This is a genomic window from Salinimicrobium sp. TIG7-5_MAKvit (assembly GCF_049569215.1).
GTDB classification, from domain to species: Bacteria; Bacteroidota; Bacteroidia; order Flavobacteriales; family Flavobacteriaceae; genus Salinimicrobium; species Salinimicrobium profundisediminis.
This window is the reverse complement of sequence record NZ_CP145903.1, coordinates 2,287,650-2,305,184: the sequence shown is the minus strand read 5'-3', so window position 1 is coordinate 2,305,184 and position 17,535 is coordinate 2,287,650. Positions and strand designations below refer to the sequence as shown.

Annotated in this window: 17 protein-coding genes; 11 read left to right on the top strand and 6 right to left on the bottom strand. The window is 41.8% G+C overall.

Features of this window, described 5'->3' with window-relative positions; all coding sequences use genetic code 11:
• Positions 1-14 precede the first annotated feature (14 nt).
• Genes V5739_RS10375 through xrtF form a run of 3 tightly spaced genes read right to left on the bottom strand, consistent with a single transcriptional unit; the run spans position 15 to position 1,434 of the window.
• Complete coding sequence (locus V5739_RS10375; RefSeq protein ID WP_423818116.1) at positions 15-413, bottom strand: HYC_CC_PP family protein; 399 nt, start codon at positions 411-413, stop codon at positions 15-17.
• A 27-nt stretch (positions 414-440) separates the two neighbouring features.
• Entirely contained in the window at positions 441-893 is a 453-nt protein-coding gene (locus V5739_RS10370; protein ID WP_423818115.1) for an exosortase F system-associated membrane protein, read from the bottom strand.
• The gene (gene xrtF, locus V5739_RS10365) at positions 877-1,434 is read right to left on the bottom strand and encodes an exosortase family protein XrtF (RefSeq protein ID WP_423818114.1); all 558 of its coding nucleotides are present in this window, start codon (positions 1,432-1,434) and stop codon (positions 877-879) included. The genes V5739_RS10370 and xrtF overlap by 17 nt, the downstream gene beginning before the upstream one ends.
• Positions 1,435-1,521: 87 nt before the next feature.
• Here xrtF and V5739_RS10360 point away from each other — a divergent pair, with 87 nt between their 5' ends.
• Positions 1,522-1,977 (top strand): GAF domain-containing protein, encoded by a 456-nt coding sequence (locus V5739_RS10360; protein WP_423818113.1) that lies wholly within the window; start codon positions 1,522-1,524, stop codon positions 1,975-1,977.
• 115 nt (positions 1,978-2,092) lie between these two features.
• Here the strand turns inward: V5739_RS10360 and V5739_RS10355 are convergent, their stop codons facing one another.
• Positions 2,093-3,409 carry a serine hydrolase domain-containing protein gene (locus V5739_RS10355; RefSeq protein ID WP_423818112.1) on the bottom strand — a complete coding sequence of 439 codons (1,317 nt, stop codon included), beginning with the start codon at positions 3,407-3,409 and terminating at the stop codon, positions 2,093-2,095.
• 80 nt (positions 3,410-3,489) lie between these two features.
• Positions 3,490-4,743, bottom strand: a complete 1,254-nt coding sequence (locus tag V5739_RS10350; RefSeq protein ID WP_266069338.1) for an ABC transporter permease — start codon at positions 4,741-4,743, stop codon at positions 3,490-3,492.
• A gap of 147 nt (positions 4,744-4,890) precedes the next feature.
• Between V5739_RS10350 and purH the strand changes: the two genes are divergently transcribed.
• Genes purH through rodA form a run of 6 tightly spaced genes read left to right on the top strand, consistent with a single transcriptional unit; the run spans position 4,891 to position 11,939 of the window.
• Positions 4,891-6,417 (top strand): bifunctional phosphoribosylaminoimidazolecarboxamide formyltransferase/IMP cyclohydrolase, encoded by a 1,527-nt coding sequence (gene purH, locus V5739_RS10345; RefSeq protein WP_423818111.1) that lies wholly within the window; start codon positions 4,891-4,893, stop codon positions 6,415-6,417.
• A 39-nt stretch (positions 6,418-6,456) separates the two neighbouring features.
• A complete protein-coding gene (locus V5739_RS10340) occupies positions 6,457-7,485 on the top strand; it encodes a rod shape-determining protein (RefSeq protein WP_097055686.1) in 1,029 nt (342 codons plus the stop codon).
• 9 nt (positions 7,486-7,494) lie between these two features.
• On the top strand, positions 7,495-8,322 hold the full coding sequence (gene mreC, locus V5739_RS10335) for a rod shape-determining protein MreC (protein ID WP_423818110.1): 828 nt from the start codon (positions 7,495-7,497) through the stop codon (positions 8,320-8,322).
• A complete protein-coding gene (locus V5739_RS10330; protein WP_423818109.1) occupies positions 8,315-8,821 on the top strand; it encodes a rod shape-determining protein MreD in 507 nt (168 codons plus the stop codon). The genes mreC and V5739_RS10330 overlap by 8 nt, the downstream gene beginning before the upstream one ends.
• Positions 8,818-10,686, top strand: a complete 1,869-nt coding sequence (gene mrdA / locus V5739_RS10325) for a penicillin-binding protein 2 (RefSeq protein ID WP_423818108.1) — start codon at positions 8,818-8,820, stop codon at positions 10,684-10,686. The genes V5739_RS10330 and mrdA overlap by 4 nt, the downstream gene beginning before the upstream one ends.
• Before the next feature lie 2 nt (positions 10,687-10,688).
• A complete protein-coding gene (gene rodA, locus V5739_RS10320) occupies positions 10,689-11,939 on the top strand; it encodes a rod shape-determining protein RodA (protein WP_266069343.1) in 1,251 nt (416 codons plus the stop codon).
• Between the two features lie 486 nt (positions 11,940-12,425).
• Here the strand turns inward: rodA and V5739_RS10315 are convergent, their stop codons facing one another.
• Positions 12,426-14,558, bottom strand: coding sequence for a carboxy terminal-processing peptidase (locus V5739_RS10315; RefSeq protein ID WP_423818107.1), 2,133 nt, complete (start codon positions 14,556-14,558; stop codon positions 12,426-12,428).
• A gap of 145 nt (positions 14,559-14,703) precedes the next feature.
• Between V5739_RS10315 and surE the strand changes: the two genes are divergently transcribed.
• The 4 genes from surE to V5739_RS10295 are packed head-to-tail and all read left to right on the top strand — an operon-like array spanning position 14,704 to position 17,428.
• The gene (gene surE, locus V5739_RS10310; protein ID WP_423818106.1) at positions 14,704-15,486 is read left to right on the top strand and encodes a 5'/3'-nucleotidase SurE; all 783 of its coding nucleotides are present in this window, start codon (positions 14,704-14,706) and stop codon (positions 15,484-15,486) included.
• Entirely contained in the window at positions 15,479-15,760 is a 282-nt protein-coding gene (locus V5739_RS10305; RefSeq protein ID WP_423818105.1) for a hypothetical protein, read from the top strand. The genes surE and V5739_RS10305 overlap by 8 nt, the downstream gene beginning before the upstream one ends.
• Before the next feature lies 1 nt (position 15,761).
• A complete protein-coding gene (gene lpxB, locus V5739_RS10300; protein WP_423818104.1) occupies positions 15,762-16,880 on the top strand; it encodes a lipid-A-disaccharide synthase in 1,119 nt (372 codons plus the stop codon).
• Positions 16,877-17,428: a C40 family peptidase gene (locus V5739_RS10295; protein ID WP_423818103.1), complete on the top strand. Its 552-nt coding sequence runs from the start codon at positions 16,877-16,879 to the stop codon at positions 17,426-17,428. The genes lpxB and V5739_RS10295 overlap by 4 nt, the downstream gene beginning before the upstream one ends.
• Positions 17,429-17,535 lie beyond the last annotated feature (107 nt).

Here is a 17,535-nt window from a genome sequence, read left to right as displayed (position 1 = left end):
AATCAATTTAAATATCAAATAAGGAAAGTCTCGTTGTGCAAATGTATGTCGTAGACGAGTAAAGGCGGTTTGTAGTGAAAGAAAGGAGTTTCGGCCTGAGCTTCTCCTTCAAAAAGATTTGCATAAGACCAGGTGAAAGTAGCCAGAAAAACCTGTTGGTCCAGGTCAAGATCATCAAAAGAGATCTTCAGTTCCTTCTGTCCTTCAACTACAACCTTTTGTTCATCGCAGCAATCATCTTCAGCAGAAGTAGGCATATCTCCATGCATTCCGCAGGTTTTTGCTTCAGAAAAAACAGCCTGATCTACCAAGATTTCTCCACAAAAATGCTTGTCCACCGTAAAAGACACGGTAGAGAACAGCACTAAAAATGCCATTGCAAACGAGGTTGTATTGTGGAAAATCTGCTTCATCAAGATGCAAATTTAGTAAAAATTATATTATGAAATTCTTTCTTCATCTGTGATGTTCCTGCTCAACCTATAGTAGTAGAAGGCGGGCAACAGGATAAGGATTAACAGCGGGTGGGCCAGGAATCTACGCACGTAAAAAGCAGCCAGGTATTGCCCGGGTTCCACGTTTTCCATGAGGTACATAAATACAGGGAAAAGCACAGTTAAAAAAGCTGCATAAATAAGAGCTGAAAATTTTATGATCCCCCAACTCCTGAAGGCCACCCATAGAATTAACAACGAGACCAGCGTATTAAGTACAAAGCGCAAAAAGAGATTAGAAAACATCTCAAAAGTATAATTTACAGTTTCCCCGCTTTGGTAAGCCCTTTCAAAGAAATACATAAAAGGATCGTAAAAAAACCGGTACTCGTATATCCTTATCATCGCCAGCACTCCTACCAGGCCCAGAATTATTACAATTTTAAAGACTCCTTTCATCCTTAATTTCTTTAGTGTAAATAATGATCCAAAGCACCCACAGGAGAAAAACCACTCCATAGATCACCAGCGGAAAAGCAACTGAGTGCAGAAAACGGGCATGCCATGGATATTCATAGATCCCCACAGCCATTAGAGCGATTCTCAGGATATTTGTTACATAAATAACCACCGCACCCCCTAGGGTAAAGAAAAACGTGGTCTTTAATTTTCCCGAAAATGCGAACATAAAGGAGACAAAAAGGATAATAATACTTGCGGCATTACAGCCTTCAATAATACGGGCCACAAACTTGCCATTTACAAAAAGGTGCATGTTGGTTTCGGGATAACCCGGCGCCACCTGTGCGTGGTACCCCAGGGCAGAGACCACGGCCTCGCTTTGCAGCGCCACCAGATGTGTAAGAAAATCGGGGTAATAGGCAGGGGAATAAAAATTTTGCAGGTAGAGGTTGTACAGCAGGGCCAACAGCAGGTAAACGCCTAAAAAGGTAAAAATGAACCGGATTACCGGCGCGTATCTTTGAAGGAGTTGTCGCAAAATTTAGCCAATGGTTTCATCAAAAGTATTTATTTATACCTATTTAAAAAGCTGTTTTTTTAAATACTTTTGCTTAAAAAGTAAACAATGGCATTAGAAAGATTAAAACAAGAGGTTACTGAAATCCTTGCGAATGATAAAGTTCAGGTTGAAGAGCGGCTCTCTAAAGTGTGCGAACTTTTAAAAGCCGAAGTAGATTATTACACTTGGGTAGGCTTCTATTTCAAGAACGGGGACAAAAATGAATTAAAATTAGGGCCTTTTGCAGGAGAACCTACAGATCATACGATTATTCCCTTCGGAAAAGGCATCTGCGGACAGGTCGCCGTTTCCAACAAAAATTTTGTGGTGCCCGATGTATCTGCTCAGGACAATTATATTGCCTGCAGCATACATGTAAAAGCCGAAATAGTTGTGCCCTTGTTCAAGAATGGAGAAAATATTGGGCAAATCGACATAGATTCCAATATTCCCGATCCATTTACTGAAGAAGATGAGCGCTTCCTCGAGTTTGTGAACGAAAAGGTGGCCGAGATCATCTAGAATTCTGAATGTACTACAGGCTGTCATCAATTCCCCGATGCCAGGCCAGAACATATAAAAACGGGGTGCCAAAAATGTCATTTTTGGCACCCCGTTTTTGTATCGCAATAGACCTTTACTTTCGTGTTAGTTCGTAAGCTCCCCTTCCCTGAAGTAGCGTCAACTTATTGGCTTCAGGATTAAATTCCAGTTTGAGTCCGGCGCGGGTGAACTGAAACTTATTTTCGTCGTAAGCCTCAAGCGGAAAAGAAGGTTGCCCGGTAGCCTGCCCCATAAGGGTTTCATCTTCAATGAAGATCTTTACTTCCAGCGGAAAGGTTTCACTCCCATAGGTGCCGGTATATTGCTCAAGCTTTTCTTGTGAAACCTCGATAGCAGGCTCAAAAGAAGGTAAGGTATAATCAAGGTCCCAGTAAATACTGAGTGCTCCAATCATTATATCGTTTGGAGACAGGACGGTTCCATTTGAAATATAAGAAACAGCGAGATCTCCTTCAGGATAATACATACTCATAGAATTGAACCCATCTATGCCGCCGGTATGCCCATAAAAAGTCTTCTCATTAAAAGGAAAGCTAAAAAGGCCCATTCCGAAGCCATTTTTGAGTGTTTTCATCTTTTCAAAAGTGTCAGATTTTAGAACTTTTCCGTCGAAGAGAGCAGTGAAGAACAAATTGAGATCTGTTGGAGTTGAAACTATGCCCCCGGCTCCCAGCGGGATACTAAGATCGGTTTCTGTAGCAGGTTGCCAGTCTTTCTTTTTCTGATAGGAATAAGCTTCAGCATTACCGGAATCAATTTTTCTTCCGTAGTAGGTATTTTCGAGGTTGAGCGGTTGGGCAATTCGATTTTTCAGGATTTCGGCGTAACTCTTTCCGTCTAAATCTTCAAGAATAAAAGAAAGCAACACGTAATTTGTATTGGAATAATCGTTTTTCTCGCCGGGCGCAAAAACCGGCTCCTGGGCTTTGAATATTGCAAGAAGTCCCTCTTTCGACTTTGGCTGCTCCATATAATCGAGATAAGCATCTTCATTGGTGAAGTTGAAAAGCCCGCTTTGGTGCCTTAAAAGGTCTTCTATAGTGATGCTTTTGGCATTGGGAATTCCGGGATAAAATTTTGAGAGTTGGGTATCCAGTGAAAGTTTTCCTTCTTCAACCAGTTGCAGGATCATAGCTGCCGTAAAAGTCTTTGAAATTGATCCTATACGGTATTTTGTAAGTGCATTGGCTTTAGTTCCTTTTGATATATCACTATAGCCAATAGTATTCGTGTAGACAGGCTCCCCCTGTTTGTAAATTGCAAAGCTGCCCATTCCCCTGTCGTTTTTTTCAACAACGGTAAAAAGGCTGTCCATTTTTTGCCTGTCAAAATCCTGAGCTGCCGCAAAGAGGGAACAAACCAAAGCCAGTACTGTAAATAATTTTTTCATGTAAATGATTGTTTTAAATGATTGATTGACAAATAAAATATACATAAAAAAGCATTATGCTATACAAAGTACATTCGGATTTACATTCCCGTTCTAATAGCTTCTACAGGGTCTAATTTTGAGGCTGAAATTGCAGGAACAATTCCCGAGATAAGCCCAATTACTGCCGATACCGCCGTACCTATAAACATATTCCAGGTAGAAAGTATGAATTCAAAGCTGCCGGTAAATTGCGAAACTATGAGAGATGCAAGCCACACGAGGAACAACCCGATAAGCCCACCAATTACCGCTAAAATTACCGCTTCAAACAAGAACTGGAAAAGGATGAATTTATTCTTGGCCCCCAACGATTTTTGGATCCCGATGAGGTTGGTGCGTTCTTTTACACTTACAAACATGATGTTTGCAATACCAAAGCCCCCTACCAGAAGTGAGAAACCGCTAATGATGAGTCCGAAGAAATTGAGTTGCCCGGTCATATTATCAATGAGATCGGTGAAGCCTTCCAGCTGATTCACGAAGAAGTTGTTGATATCGTCGCGCCTTAAGCCTCTAAAGTTGCGGAGTTGTTGAGAAATGTATGCTATGAGTTCATTAGTGTCGGCATCGGGTTCGGGTTTAATCACAATTTGCGGAAAGGTACCGCGATTGCTTCCGCCGTAGATCCTTCTTACCACATTCACCGGCACAAAAACATTGGTGTCATGACTACCTCCAAACAGGCTTGCCCCCTTTTTTTCCAATACCCCTATCACCGAAAATTTTCTGCCATAAAGCCTCACCTGTTCGCCCAGGGCGTTTCGACTTCCAAAGAGATTTTCATACACATCGTGACCGAGAACAACTACAGGAGTACCACTTACAGATTCGGCCATATTAAAGAAGCGGCCTTCTTCAATTTGCAGGGCTTCAATGTCGTAATATTCAGCAGAGACAGCAGCTATCCCAACATCTGAGGCAGTTTTGTCGCTGTACTTAATATTTTCGGGAGGAACGTTAAGCACGTAAGACATAGCAGAAACTTCGGGCACACTACGGCTCAAATATTCGTACTCTTCATAACTAACATCGGGAAACTGTTCTCTCTTCCACTGTGGCACCTCATTAGAGCCAAAAGAAAAGCGGGTAAGTATCATGGTGCGGTTATCTAACGCGCTAAGGCTACCCTTGATCTCCTTCTCCAGAGAATCTACTGCCGCAAGTACGGCTATGATGGAAAAAATTCCAATAGTTACCCCCAAAAGGGATAACATGGTTCGCAGCTTGTTGTTTTTAAGAGCGTTAATGGCGAAAAAAAAACTCTCTTTAAGAACCCTTAGATATATTAACATGGTACTTTTCCTGTATTATTATAAACCTGCACATCATAAGACGCCGGGTTTAAATATTCGTTACAAAATAATTATTTAAATAAGAGCGGCAGCCTCTTTATTTTATACTGAAATAATTACTTTTGCAACCTCAACAAAACCAACACAATGAGCGACCTAAAATCGGCTAAATCTGCACTTATTTCTGTCTTCAGTAAAGAAGGACTTGAACCTGTTGTTAAAAAGCTTAACGAGCTGGGTATCACTATTTACTCTACAGGAGGAACTGAAAAATTTATTACAGACCTGGGAATAAATGTAGTACCGGTAGAGGATATAACATCCTACCCTTCCATTCTTGGAGGACGTGTAAAAACTCTGCACCCCAAGGTATTTGGCGGGATTCTTAACCGCAGTGAAAACGAGCAGGATAAAGCCGAACTGGAGCAGTATGAAATCCCACAGATCGATATTGTAATTGTTGATCTTTACCCGTTTGAAAAAACGGTTGCTTCAAATGCTTCGGAAGAAGAGATCATTGAAAAAATTGATATTGGCGGCATTTCTTTAATCAGGGCAGCTGCAAAGAATTATAAAGATGTAATTTGTGTACCTTCAGTAGACAATTACGCCGAATTTTTAGAAATTATTTCTGAAGGAAAAGGCCAGACAAGCCTGAATGACCGCAAAAGATTTGCCGCAAAGGCATTTAACGTGTCTTCTCATTACGACACTGCGATCTTCAATTACCTGAATAACGAAGAGCAATCTTACAAGGAGAGCTTCAACGGCGGGCTGGAGTTGAGATACGGGGAGAATCCCCATCAAAAAGGGCATTTTTACGGTGACTTTTCGGCCATGTTTGATAAGCTGCACGGCAAGGAGTTGTCGTACAACAATCTACTGGACGTAGATGCGGCTGTAAACCTGATGAACGAGTTTCAAAATGAAGCCCCAACTTTTGCCATTTTAAAGCACAATAACGCCTGCGGACTGGCGCAGCGGGAAACCCTGCTTCAGGCTTACAAAGATGCTTTGGCAGGAGATCCTGTTTCGGCTTTTGGAGGAATTCTTATTGCGAACAAAGAAATAGACAAGGCTACTGCCGAAGAGATACATGAGCTGTTTTGTGAAGTGGTCATTGCCCCGGGCTATTCCGAAGAAGCCCTGGAAGTTTTAAAAGGGAAGAAAAACAGGGTCTTGCTTGTACAGAAAGAAACCGAACTGCCGCAAAAGCAGGTACGCACCTGTTTGAACGGTATTCTTGTTCAGGATAAAGACTCCAAAACAGATACTACAGAAGATTTAACTTATGCTACCAACAATAAACCGTCACAGCAGGAGTTAAATGACCTGTTGTTTGCTTCCAAAATTTGCAAGCACACAAAATCAAATACTATTGTTCTGGTAAAAAACAACCAGTTACTGGCCAGCGGTACAGGACAAACATCACGGGTAGATGCATTGAGACAGAGCATTGAAAAAGCGAATTCTTTTGAATTTGACTTAAAAGGCGCAGTATTGGCCAGTGATGCTTTTTTCCCTTTCCCAGACTGTGTGGAAATTGCAGATAAAGCGGGAATCACTGCTGTTATCCAGCCCGGCGGATCCATTAAGGACCAGCTAAGTATAGATTATTGCAACGATAATAATCTCGCTATGGTAATGACCGGAACAAGACATTTTAAACATTAATTTTATTACATTTACCGAACCTCAACTAATTGACTTAACATGGGATTTTTCGATTTTCTCACTGAAGAAATTGCTATAGATTTAGGAACTGCAAACACCCTTATTATACATAACGATAAGGTGGTGGTTGACAGTCCTTCTATCGTGGCCCGTCACCGCACTACCGGAAAAATCATAGCAGTAGGAAAAGAAGCTGCCATGATGCAGGGGAAAACGCATGAGAATATCAAGACAATTCGCCCTTTAAAAGATGGGGTAATTGCCGATTTTGATGCATCTGAAAAGATGCTTACCATGTTTATAAAAGAAATTCCTGCGCTTAAGAAGAAAATGTTCACTCCTGCTCTAAGGATGGTGATTTGTATCCCTTCCGGTATTACCGAGGTGGAAATGCGCGCAGTTAAAGAAAGTGCAGAAAGAGTGAACGGGAAAGAGGTTTACCTGATACACGAACCTATGGCTGCAGCTATAGGTATTGGAGTTGACATCATGCAGCCAAAGGGAAATATGATTGTTGATATAGGTGGTGGTACTACCGAGATCGCGGTTATCGCCCTTGGGGGAATTGTGTGTGATAAATCGGTCAAGATCGCGGGAGATGTTTTCACAAATGATATTGTATACTACATGCGTACGCAGCACAACCTTTATGTGGGTGAGCGTACTGCTGAAAAAATAAAAATTCAGATTGGTGCCGCTACCGAAGATCTTGAGGTACCACCAGATGAAATGAATGTGCAGGGGAGGGATCTTTTAACAGGAAAACCAAAGCAGGTGAATATCTCTTACAGAGAAATTGCCAAAGCCCTGGACAAGTCGATATTGAGAATTGAGGATGCCGTGATGGAGACGCTTTCACAAACTCCGCCGGAACTCGCAGCCGACATTTACAACACCGGGATCTATCTTGCCGGTGGGGGATCAATGCTGCGCGGACTGGACAAAAGGTTATCACAAAAGACCGATCTTCCGGTTTATATCGCCGAAGATCCTTTACGGGCAGTTGTTCGAGGAACGGGTATTTGCCTGAAGACCCTTCATCGTTACAAGGGAATCCTGATAAAGTAGGAGTAATTTATGCAGCAAATAATTAATTTTCTTATTCGCAATAAGAACAATATCCTATTCTTATTGCTGCTCACTTTTTCCCTGTTTTTAACCATTCAGTCCCACTCCTACCAAAAGAGTAAATTAATTAGTTCTGCTAATTTTTTGAGTGGCGGCATCTATAGCTGGACCAGCGACATCAACAGCTTTTTTTACCTTGAAGAATACAATTTGCGTTTACTAGAGGAAAATGAGCGATTGCGCACCCGACTGGCAACTTATGAAGATTCCTTAGAAATCAAGACCTACCGGGATACCAGTAGCTTTGATGCCGATTATATTTTTAGAGCTTCAGAAGTGATTAATAACAACTACGCTAAGGTAGATAACTATCTTACCATTAAAAGCGGAAGCCGGGATGGGATTGAGAGAGACATGGGGGTGGTAACCAGTAAAGGGATTGTGGGAATAGTGGAGAATGTTTCTCCAAACTATTCCACAGTGATCTCCATACTCAATTCAAACTCCCGGATCAATGCTCAGCTCAAACGTTCCAACCATTTTGGGACTTTAGTATGGAACGGCGATAATCCCAATATTGTACAGCTTATAGATGTGCCATCTGTAGCCCCAATAGCCGAAGGAGACACTATAATCACCGGAGGACGCTCCCTCATTTTCCCAAAAGGTTTACCTATTGGGGCGGTAAAAAACTTTTCCCTCGATCAAAGTGAGAGCTATTATAATATAGATATCGAATTGTTTAATGACATGACCAACATTGGGTATGTTTATATTATTGAAAACACCAGCCAGGCCGAAATAAGAGAACTGCAAAATCTTTCTAAAGATGAATAGTGTGATATTCAATAATGCCCTTCGTTTTATAGTATTACTAATGCTACAGGTGTTATTGTTGAACAATATCAATTTTCTGGGTTATATCAACCCATACCTGTATGTGGTATTCATCCTGCTCTACCCTTTTAATGCAAATCAAACCCTCTTCATCTTTCTGAGTTTTTTACTGGGTTGGGGAATTGACATTTTTGAAGATAGCGGTGGTATAAATGCTGCGGCATGTGTAGTAGCTGCATACATTCGTCCGGCAGTTCTTCGTTTCTCCTTTGGGGTGAGCTATGATTATCAAACTATCAAGTTCTCAAGTACGCAGCCCGGTTCAAGAATAAGTTATGTCTTAATTATTGTATTTGTACATCACCTGATATTGTTTTTATTAGAATTTTTCAATTTTGCACACTTATTGTTACTTCTTAAAAAAACATTTTTTTCGGCAGCGTTTACAATAATTTTGGTGTTTATAACGCTTGCCTTATTTAACAAAAGGTCAAGATGAGAAAAATTTTACTCTACATAATAGTCATAACCTCCGGCCTTATTTTTCTGGCCCGGCTTTTCTACCTGCAGGTAATGGACGACTCTTTTGTAGGGCTTTCAGAGAATAATGCTATAAAAGTAGTCTACGATTACCCGCAGCGCGGTTTTATCTTTGACCGCAATGGAGAGCTGCTGGTCTCTAACCAACCGTCTTATGACGTTATGGTGATACCACGCAACCTCAAGCCTTTTGATACCACCGAATTGTGCAATATTCTAAGTATTACTACAGAACAACTGGTAGAGAGACTTGACAAAGCCAAGATTTACTCCCCCCGCTTGCCATCGGTAGTAATCCCACAGCTTACCAAAAGTGAATACGCCTATCTTGCTGAAAAGATGCGTAAATACGAAGGCTTTTACATTCAGAAACGTTCCCTGCGTGATTATTATACCCAACATGGCGCAAATGTGTTGGGATATATAACCGAAGTTAACCAGCGTATAGTAAATGAGAATCCTTATTACCTCTCGGGAGACCTTATTGGCCGCCAGGGAGTAGAAGGCTATTACGAAGAACTCCTGCGCGGTGTAAAGGGAGTCAAGTATATTCAGAAGGACAGGTTTAACCGTGATATAGGGCCTTATAAAGAAGGGATCTACGACACCCTTCCAAAAAAGGGAAAAGATATTACCATTACCATTGATGCCGAACTGCAAAAATACGGAGAGCTCCTCATGAAGAATAAGAGAGGCGGTATTGTTGCTATTGAACCGGCAACCGGCGAGATCCTGGCATTGGTAACAGCTCCAAATTATGATCCTGCCGATTTGGTGGGGCGAAAAAGATCAGAAAACTTTACCAAGCTCTGGCTTGATTCCATTTCAAAACCTTTATTTGACAGAGGGCTACTGGCCGAGTATCCTCCCGGATCACCTTTTAAGACCATTAATGCTTTAATTGCCTTACAGGAAGGCGTTGTAACTACCCAGGAAAGTTTCTCATGCCATGGAGGATATTTCTATGGTAGAGGCCGAAAAATGGGTTGCCATGCCCATTCCAGCCCCTTGAACATGATTCCCGGGATTGCTCAGTCGTGTAATGCCTATTTCGCAAATGTTTACCGAAGGATCGTTGAAAAATACCCCACTCCGCAAGAGGGCGTAGATGCATGGGCAAATCACCTGAAAAGTTTTGGTTTGGGTGATTATCTTGGGTCTGATCTTTCTACCGGAAGGCCGGGTAAGATCCCCACTTCAAAATATTACAACAAGATCTATGATTACCCCACCTATAAATGGTTTTCTACAGCTACACTTTCTAACGCCATAGGGCAGGGCGAGGTTCTTATGACCCCAATTCAGCTGGCAAATATGACAGCTGCAATCGCAAATCGCGGATGGTTCTACACTCCTCATGTTTTAAAGGAAATTGAAGGAAACCCCATCAAGGAAAAAGAGTTTACCGAAAAGAAAGTTACCACCGTTGAACCCCGCCATTTTGAACCTGTGGTAGAAGGAATGCACCAGGTATATAAGTCGGGGACGGCATCTGCGCTTCAAATCCCCGGTATAGAGATTGCAGGGAAAACCGGAACTGCCGAGAATTTTACCAGGATCGACGGAAAAAGGGTACAACTTACAGACCATTCCATTTTCGTAGCCTTTGCTCCTGTAGATAACCCTAAGATAGCTTTGGCAATCTTTGTGGAAAACGGATATTGGGGAGGCCGCTACGCAGGTCGTATTGCAGGCTTAATGATTGAAAAATACATAAAAGGAGAGATTACCCGAAAGGATATGGAAGAATGGATACTTACCCACAGCCTGGAAGAGGAATATGCAAAACCATTAAGCGGGGAACCTTTTAGAATTAACCAGTAACTATGCCTAAAACTATTTCCCAGTTTGACTGGCTTTCTATACTTGTTTATTTTTTACTGGTAATCATTGGCTGGGTAAATATATACTCGGCATCTCTCGATGACACCGCAAGATCATTCTTTGACCTTGATCAAATCTACGGTAAGCAAATGTTGTTTATCATTTTAAGTGTCTTTCTTATAGTTATTCTTCTTTCCCTGGAAGCTAAGTTTTATGAACGCTTTTCCAGTATATTCTATATCATCTCCCTGATTTCTATTACAGGTTTATTTTTCTTCGGAAAAACTATTAATGGCGCCACTTCCTGGTATGCCATAGGAAGTTTTACCTTTCAGCCTGCTGAATTTGCAAAGGTGGGTACAGCCCTGGCGCTTTCCAAGTTCATAAGCGACATTCAAACTAACATCCATAGTCTTTCCCATCAATTCCAGGCCTTTATTATTATAGCCTTACCGGCTGTGATCATTTTAATGCAGCCCGATGCCGGAAGCGCCATGGTCTATGCCGCTTTCTTCTTTCCGCTGTACAGAGAAGGGCTCTCGGGAGGATATCTAATAGTTGTGGTCATTGGCGTGCTGGTTTTCGTTTTCACCCTGTTATTTGGCCCTATTTGGGTTTCTGTTGGTGCAACGATCCTGGTGGCGCTACTGTTTTTCTTAAAGAAAAAGAGGATAGCAGGTTTAATGGCTTCTCTCAGCTTGCTTATTGTTGCTATTGCGCTATCTTTTTCTGTAGATTATATTTTTGAGAACATATTTGAACAACGTCATCGCGACCGTTTCAACATCGTTCTTGGAAAAGAAGTAGATAACCGCGGAATAGGCTACAACACCAATCAAAGTGAAATAGCTATTGGCAGCGGCAGCTGGTTTGGAAAAGGATGGACTGAAGGTACCCAGACCAAAGGAAATTTTGTTCCCGAACAACATACCGATTACATTTTTAGTACAGTGGGTGAAGAATGGGGCTTTGTTGGAAGTGCTGTGGTTATTTTTCTCTTTATCTTTTTGATCCTCCGGATAATTCACCTGGCCGAAAGACAAAAATCCCAGTTTAACAGGGTTTACGGCTACAGTGTGGCCGGGATCCTCTTTTTACACTTTTTTGTTAATATCGGGATGGTAATTGGCATCTTCCCTACCGTGGGGATTCCCTTGCCGTTCTTTAGTTACGGCGGCTCCGGATTGTGGGGCTTTACCATACTCCTGTTCATATTCCTGAAACTGGATTCTGACCGAATGTCTTTCTGGTAAATTGGTTGGTAGTAGGTAGTCGGTAGTTTAGAGTCACGATCATGGTTACAGCCGGGAATAAATATCTAATCTATACCTCTCAAAAATGGCGTTTTACGACTGAATTTTTCCGAAGAAATTAGACACAAAAACCTGTGCTTTCGATGGATTCATTTGATAGTCAATAGTCAGTAGTCGATAGTCGGTAGTTTAGAATCATGATCATGGTTACAGCCGGGAAAAAATATCTAATCTATACCTCTCAAAAAAGGCGTTTTACGACTGCATTATTCCGAAGATATTAGACACAAAAAACTTGTGCTATGATTAAATCGGGATAAGGCTTCTTCTTCACAACCTAAACCAAAAACCTGTCATTAACCAAAACACATTTCACCAGGAAACTCCTCATTAGCTTCCTCTTTTAGTCATCACTATGAACGCTGAAAATAAGCCATAAAAAAAGGGCTTAAAAAAGCCCTTTTTGAATATTATGTTTCTCTTCATTTATTTTTTGACATCGGCCAAACCAGACTTCTTGATGTTATTCATCTTCATGTCTTCCAATACATGCACCGCCTCTTCCATATAGATATCACTCTTGAGATTCTCGTGCCATCTTTCTCTTTTCTCAGAAAGTACAGTATCTACCTCAAACAACTTAATTTCATAAGGAAGCGATTCAAAACTGAGGTCTGACTGGTATTCCGAGAGCCTGTCAAATTTCTTTGCCTGCTCTTCATTCAGTTCCATTTCCCTGCTGTATTCAGCATAATTAAGCGGAAAAGTGGTACTGTTACGCTGATCTCTAATCCATTCGGCATTCTCCCTAATTAAGTCGATTTGTTCATTTTCGGCCATTCTCTTCTGGCTGTTGGAGAGGGTTTCTTCAAAATCTATATAGCCGTTCCATTCTTCAAAAGAAGCTGCTTCAATTTGATCCCATGGCAGCGGATTCTTTTGATCTTTCTCACCTATGTCAATAAAGGAATAACGATCGGGCACCACAACGTCACTTTTCACACCTTCAAGCTGGGTAGAACCTCCATTCACTCTATAGAATTTTTGAGTGGTGATCTTTAAGGCTCCAAGGTCACCAAGGTCGTTGTTCTTGATCCATCGGTTAAGATCAAGTACGTTTTGCACGGTTCCCTTTCCGTAGGTTTGTTTACTTCCAATAATAACTGCTCTTTTATAATCCTGCATTGCAGCGGCAAGAATTTCGGAAGCCGAGGCAGAAAGCTCATTTACAAGGATCACCAAAGGACCATCCCATAAAATAGAGGAATCTGTATCTTCAAGGACCTGTTGCCCTTCAAGTTTAGATTTCACCTGTACTATTGGCCCGTCCTTGATAAACAATCCGGCGATATCAACAACCGTCTTTAAAGATCCTCCTCCATTGTTTCGCAGGTCAAGTACCAACCCATCCATTCCTTCTTGCTTTAGCCTTACAATTTCCTCTTTTACATCAGAAGCTGCATTTCTTTCAGAATAATCTTCCATATCAAAATAGAACTTCGGCAGGTTGATCACTCCGTAAACACGGCCATTCTTCTCTACTTTAGCCGCTTTGGCATAAGTCTCCTCTATCTCTACAACATCTCTAATAATATCTACCTCCTCAATGGTACCGTCAACTTTTTTAAGAGTAAGGGTAACTTTAGAACCTTTAGGGCCTTTTATAAGGTTTACAGCATCGTCAAGCCTCATTCCAACCACACTTACCGGTTCTTTCTCGTCTTCCTGTTTTACTTTTATGATCTCGTCACCAACTTCTACTTCTTCTCCCCTCCAGGCTGGCCCTCCCGAGATTACTTCAACAATCTTCACATTGTCGTTTTTCTTTTGAAGGCGTGCACCAATCCCTTCAAGTTTACCACTCATGGCCATATCAAAACGATCTTTGTCTTGTGGTGCAAAATAAAATGTATGAGGGTCAAATTCTTCAACAATTGCATTTACATATACTGAAAACCAATCTTTTCTTTCGAGGTCATCACTGAAGTCGAAGTACTCATCCAGAGAATTCAGGGTTAACTCCCGTGCTTCTTTTTCCAGCTCGGCATCAGATTTTGCAACATAATCGGCATCATCCTCCAGCTTTCTTTCCTGTTCTTTCTTTATATCGTAATAATTGGAAATAGCCGAAAATTTAAGCTGCTTTCTCCATCTTTCCTTCATCTCTTTCTTTGAGCTTACATAATCGCGTTTGCTGTAATCGGTATCTAGAACTTCATCTTTGTCAAAGTTGAAAGGCTTCTCAAGAACTTCCTTATAGATTCCTTCAGCTTCAGCCATACGCTCTAAAAGCCGGGTGTGGGTAAGATCAAAGAATGTGATCTCGCTGTTCTTTATCTGATCATCAAGAAGGGTTTCATATTGCTGAAACTCTTCTATATCACTTGCATAAAAATACCTTTTTAGAGGGTCAAGCGCCTCGAGGTAATCTTTATAAACTTCAGAAGAAAAGGAATCGTCTACCTCCTTGGCATCATAATGTCCATTTTTAAGAACATACGAAATCAGTTCAATTAGGGTTTTATCTTTATTGGGGTCATTGAATGTCTTGGTGGTAAAGCTGCAAGAAGCCGCGGCAAACAGCAAGACCAGCACCAGTAGCTTATAGTTCCTTTTCATTATGGTTTTTATTTTCATCATTAGTATACCTGTACTACAGTAAAAACTATGCCAACTTATATAGTTTTCTCCTTTTTTGTTAATTTACGAATATAAGCCTTTCCTCAGGAAATTAATTTAATTTAGCAGCCATAAATTTTTCATAATGTCTCAGGAAAAACCGCTCATTTTAGTCACCAATGACGACGGAATTACGGCTCCCGGAATTCGAGCCCTTATTGAGGTCATGAAGCAAATGGGAGACGTGATCGTGGTCGCCCCAGACAGTCCCCAAAGCGGGATGGGACACGCCATCACCATTAGCGACACCCTCTTTTGTGATCAAATTACAGTCAAAGAAACCTACAAGCATAAAGAATACAGTTGCTCGGGCACACCGGCCGATTGTGTGAAAATCGCTACCCAGGAGATCCTTCACCGCAAGCCAGATCTTTGTGTAAGTGGCATTAACCACGGTTCTAATTCTTCTATCAATGTGATCTATTCGGGCACCATGAGTGCCGCAGTAGAAGCCGGTATTGAAGGCATCCCGGCCATTGGTTTTTCTTTACTTGATTATTCGCTGAACGCCGATTTTGAGCCCTGCAAGAAATTTGTAAAACGCATTACCAGGCAGGTGCTAAAACACGGCCTTCCAAAAGGAGTGGTTTTAAATGTAAACCTCCCAAAGCTAAGTGAGGCCGAGATAAAAGGGATCAAAGTATGCAGGCAGGCCAAGGCCCGCTGGGAAGAAGAATTCGATAAGAGAACCAATCCGCAGGGTCGCGACTACTACTGGTTATCGGGAAAATTTATAAATGAAGATGAGGGAGAAGACAGTGATGAACATGCCCTTTCTCAGGGATATGTGTCGGTGGTGCCGGTTCAGTTTGACCTTACGGCACATCAATTTCTAAGCGATCTAAATTCTTGGGAACTCAATGATTAAGAAAGAGATCCTTTTAGGTTTTGTAACAGGGATTGCAGCCAATCTTGTTGGAATGCTCATTTATATCCTTCTTTTTTCTGATCTACCCATTTGGGAAACCCTACAGGAATCTATGCGCGGCGGCTTTATTGGCACCCTTATTACCGCAGGTGCAATTTTAAATTTCCTGCCTTTCTTTTACTTTATAAAAAAAGAATATACCTATAGAGCAAGAGGAGTCTTAATGGCCTCTATACTTGCTGCACTTGTGATTGCGGTAATAAAGCTTAGTTAATATGAAATACTACATTATTGCAGGAGAAGCTTCGGGAGACTTACATGCGGCAAACCTCATGAAAGGCCTCAAAAAGACCGATCCCCAGGCCGAGTTCAGGTTCTGGGGAGGAGATCTCATGCAACAGGAAGGCGGCACCCCGGTGAAGCACTACCGCGACCTCGCATTTATGGGGTTTGCTGAAGTGCTTATGAACCTGCGTACCATTCTTCTTAATATTTCATTTTGTAAGGAAGACATTAAAAAATGGGAACCTCATGTCATCATTTTTGTTGACTATCCGGGGTTTAACCTGCGTATTGCAAAATGGGCCCGCAAAGAAGGTTATAAAACCCATTTCTACATTTCTCCACAAATCTGGGCATGGAAAGAAAACAGGATCAAGGACATTCAGCGTGATATTGATGAAATGTACGTGATCCTGCCGTTCGAGAAAGATTTCTACGAAAAGAAACACAACTATAAAGTCAATTTTGTAGGCCACCCGCTTATTGATGCGATTGCAGGAAGACCTCCCGTACAGGCTGAAGAGATCAAAACCGAGCACAATCTTGATAATCGCCCAATAATTGCTCTCCTGCCGGGAAGCAGAAAGCAGGAAATATCCAAAATGCTGGAGGTTATGCTTAGCGTGACCGATGATTTTAAAGAGTACCAGTTTGTTATCGCAGGTGCACCCAGCCAGGAAGAGAGCTTCTACCGGCCGTATATCAAAAAGAAAAATGTGCACCTCGTCATGAACCGCACCTATGACATTCTTGAAATATCCACAGCTGCACTGGTAACTTCAGGTACCGCCACCCTGGAAACTGCTTTGCTCAAAGTGCCCGAAGTAGTTTGCTACAAAGGCAACTTCATTTCTTATCAAATTGCCAAACGCATCATCAATCTCGACTATATTTCTCTGGTGAACCTCATTATGGATCGCGAAGTAGTAAAAGAGCTCATCCAAAACGAGTTCAACCGCAAAAATCTAAAAGCCGAACTCACCAAAATTCTCGATAAAGAAAACCGGAAAAGGATCTTTAGCGATTACCACGAACTGGAACAAAAACTCGGTGGTAAAGGCGCAAGTGAAAAGACCGCCCAACTAATCTTTAAAAAGATCTCTGCTCAATGAAGTTCCTGAGGTTCATGCTGCTGGCCCTCATCTTTACCCTCACTTCTTGCGGGGCACGCAAATCTGCAGTGGCGAAACAGGCCATACTTGAAGAGAAAAACGAGGGTTATGCCCAACTTCCCGATTTTTACAACGACGCCGAAGACATTATTGAAGAGGTGGGTGAAGAGACCTTCAGCATCATAGATTACGCCCTTCAGTTTCTTGGCACACAATACAAATACGGCGGCACAACCCCCCAGGGCATGGATTGCTCGGGGCTGGTCTACACTTCTTTCCTCCAAAACAACATTGAGTTGCCACGTTCTTCCAGAGACATGGCTCTTTTGGGTGACGAGCTCGAACTTAAGCAGCTAAAATTGGGCGATCTCCTGTTTTTTAAGACCGACAGGCGCAAAAAGAACATCAATCATGTAGGTTTGGTGGTAGAGCTTGATGAAGACAATATCTTTTTTATTCACTCCAGCACCTCCCGCGGCGTCATTATTTCGGCACTCAATGAAAATTACTGGAAAGAGCATTTTGTGATGGCCCGCCGCATCCTGTAAATTACTATCTTAGGCTAAACACCTGGGAGATAATAATTTGAACACTGCAATCATTCGGCTTACCATTTTGCTGCTGCTGGGAACATGCATCGGCTTTTATTTGGAGC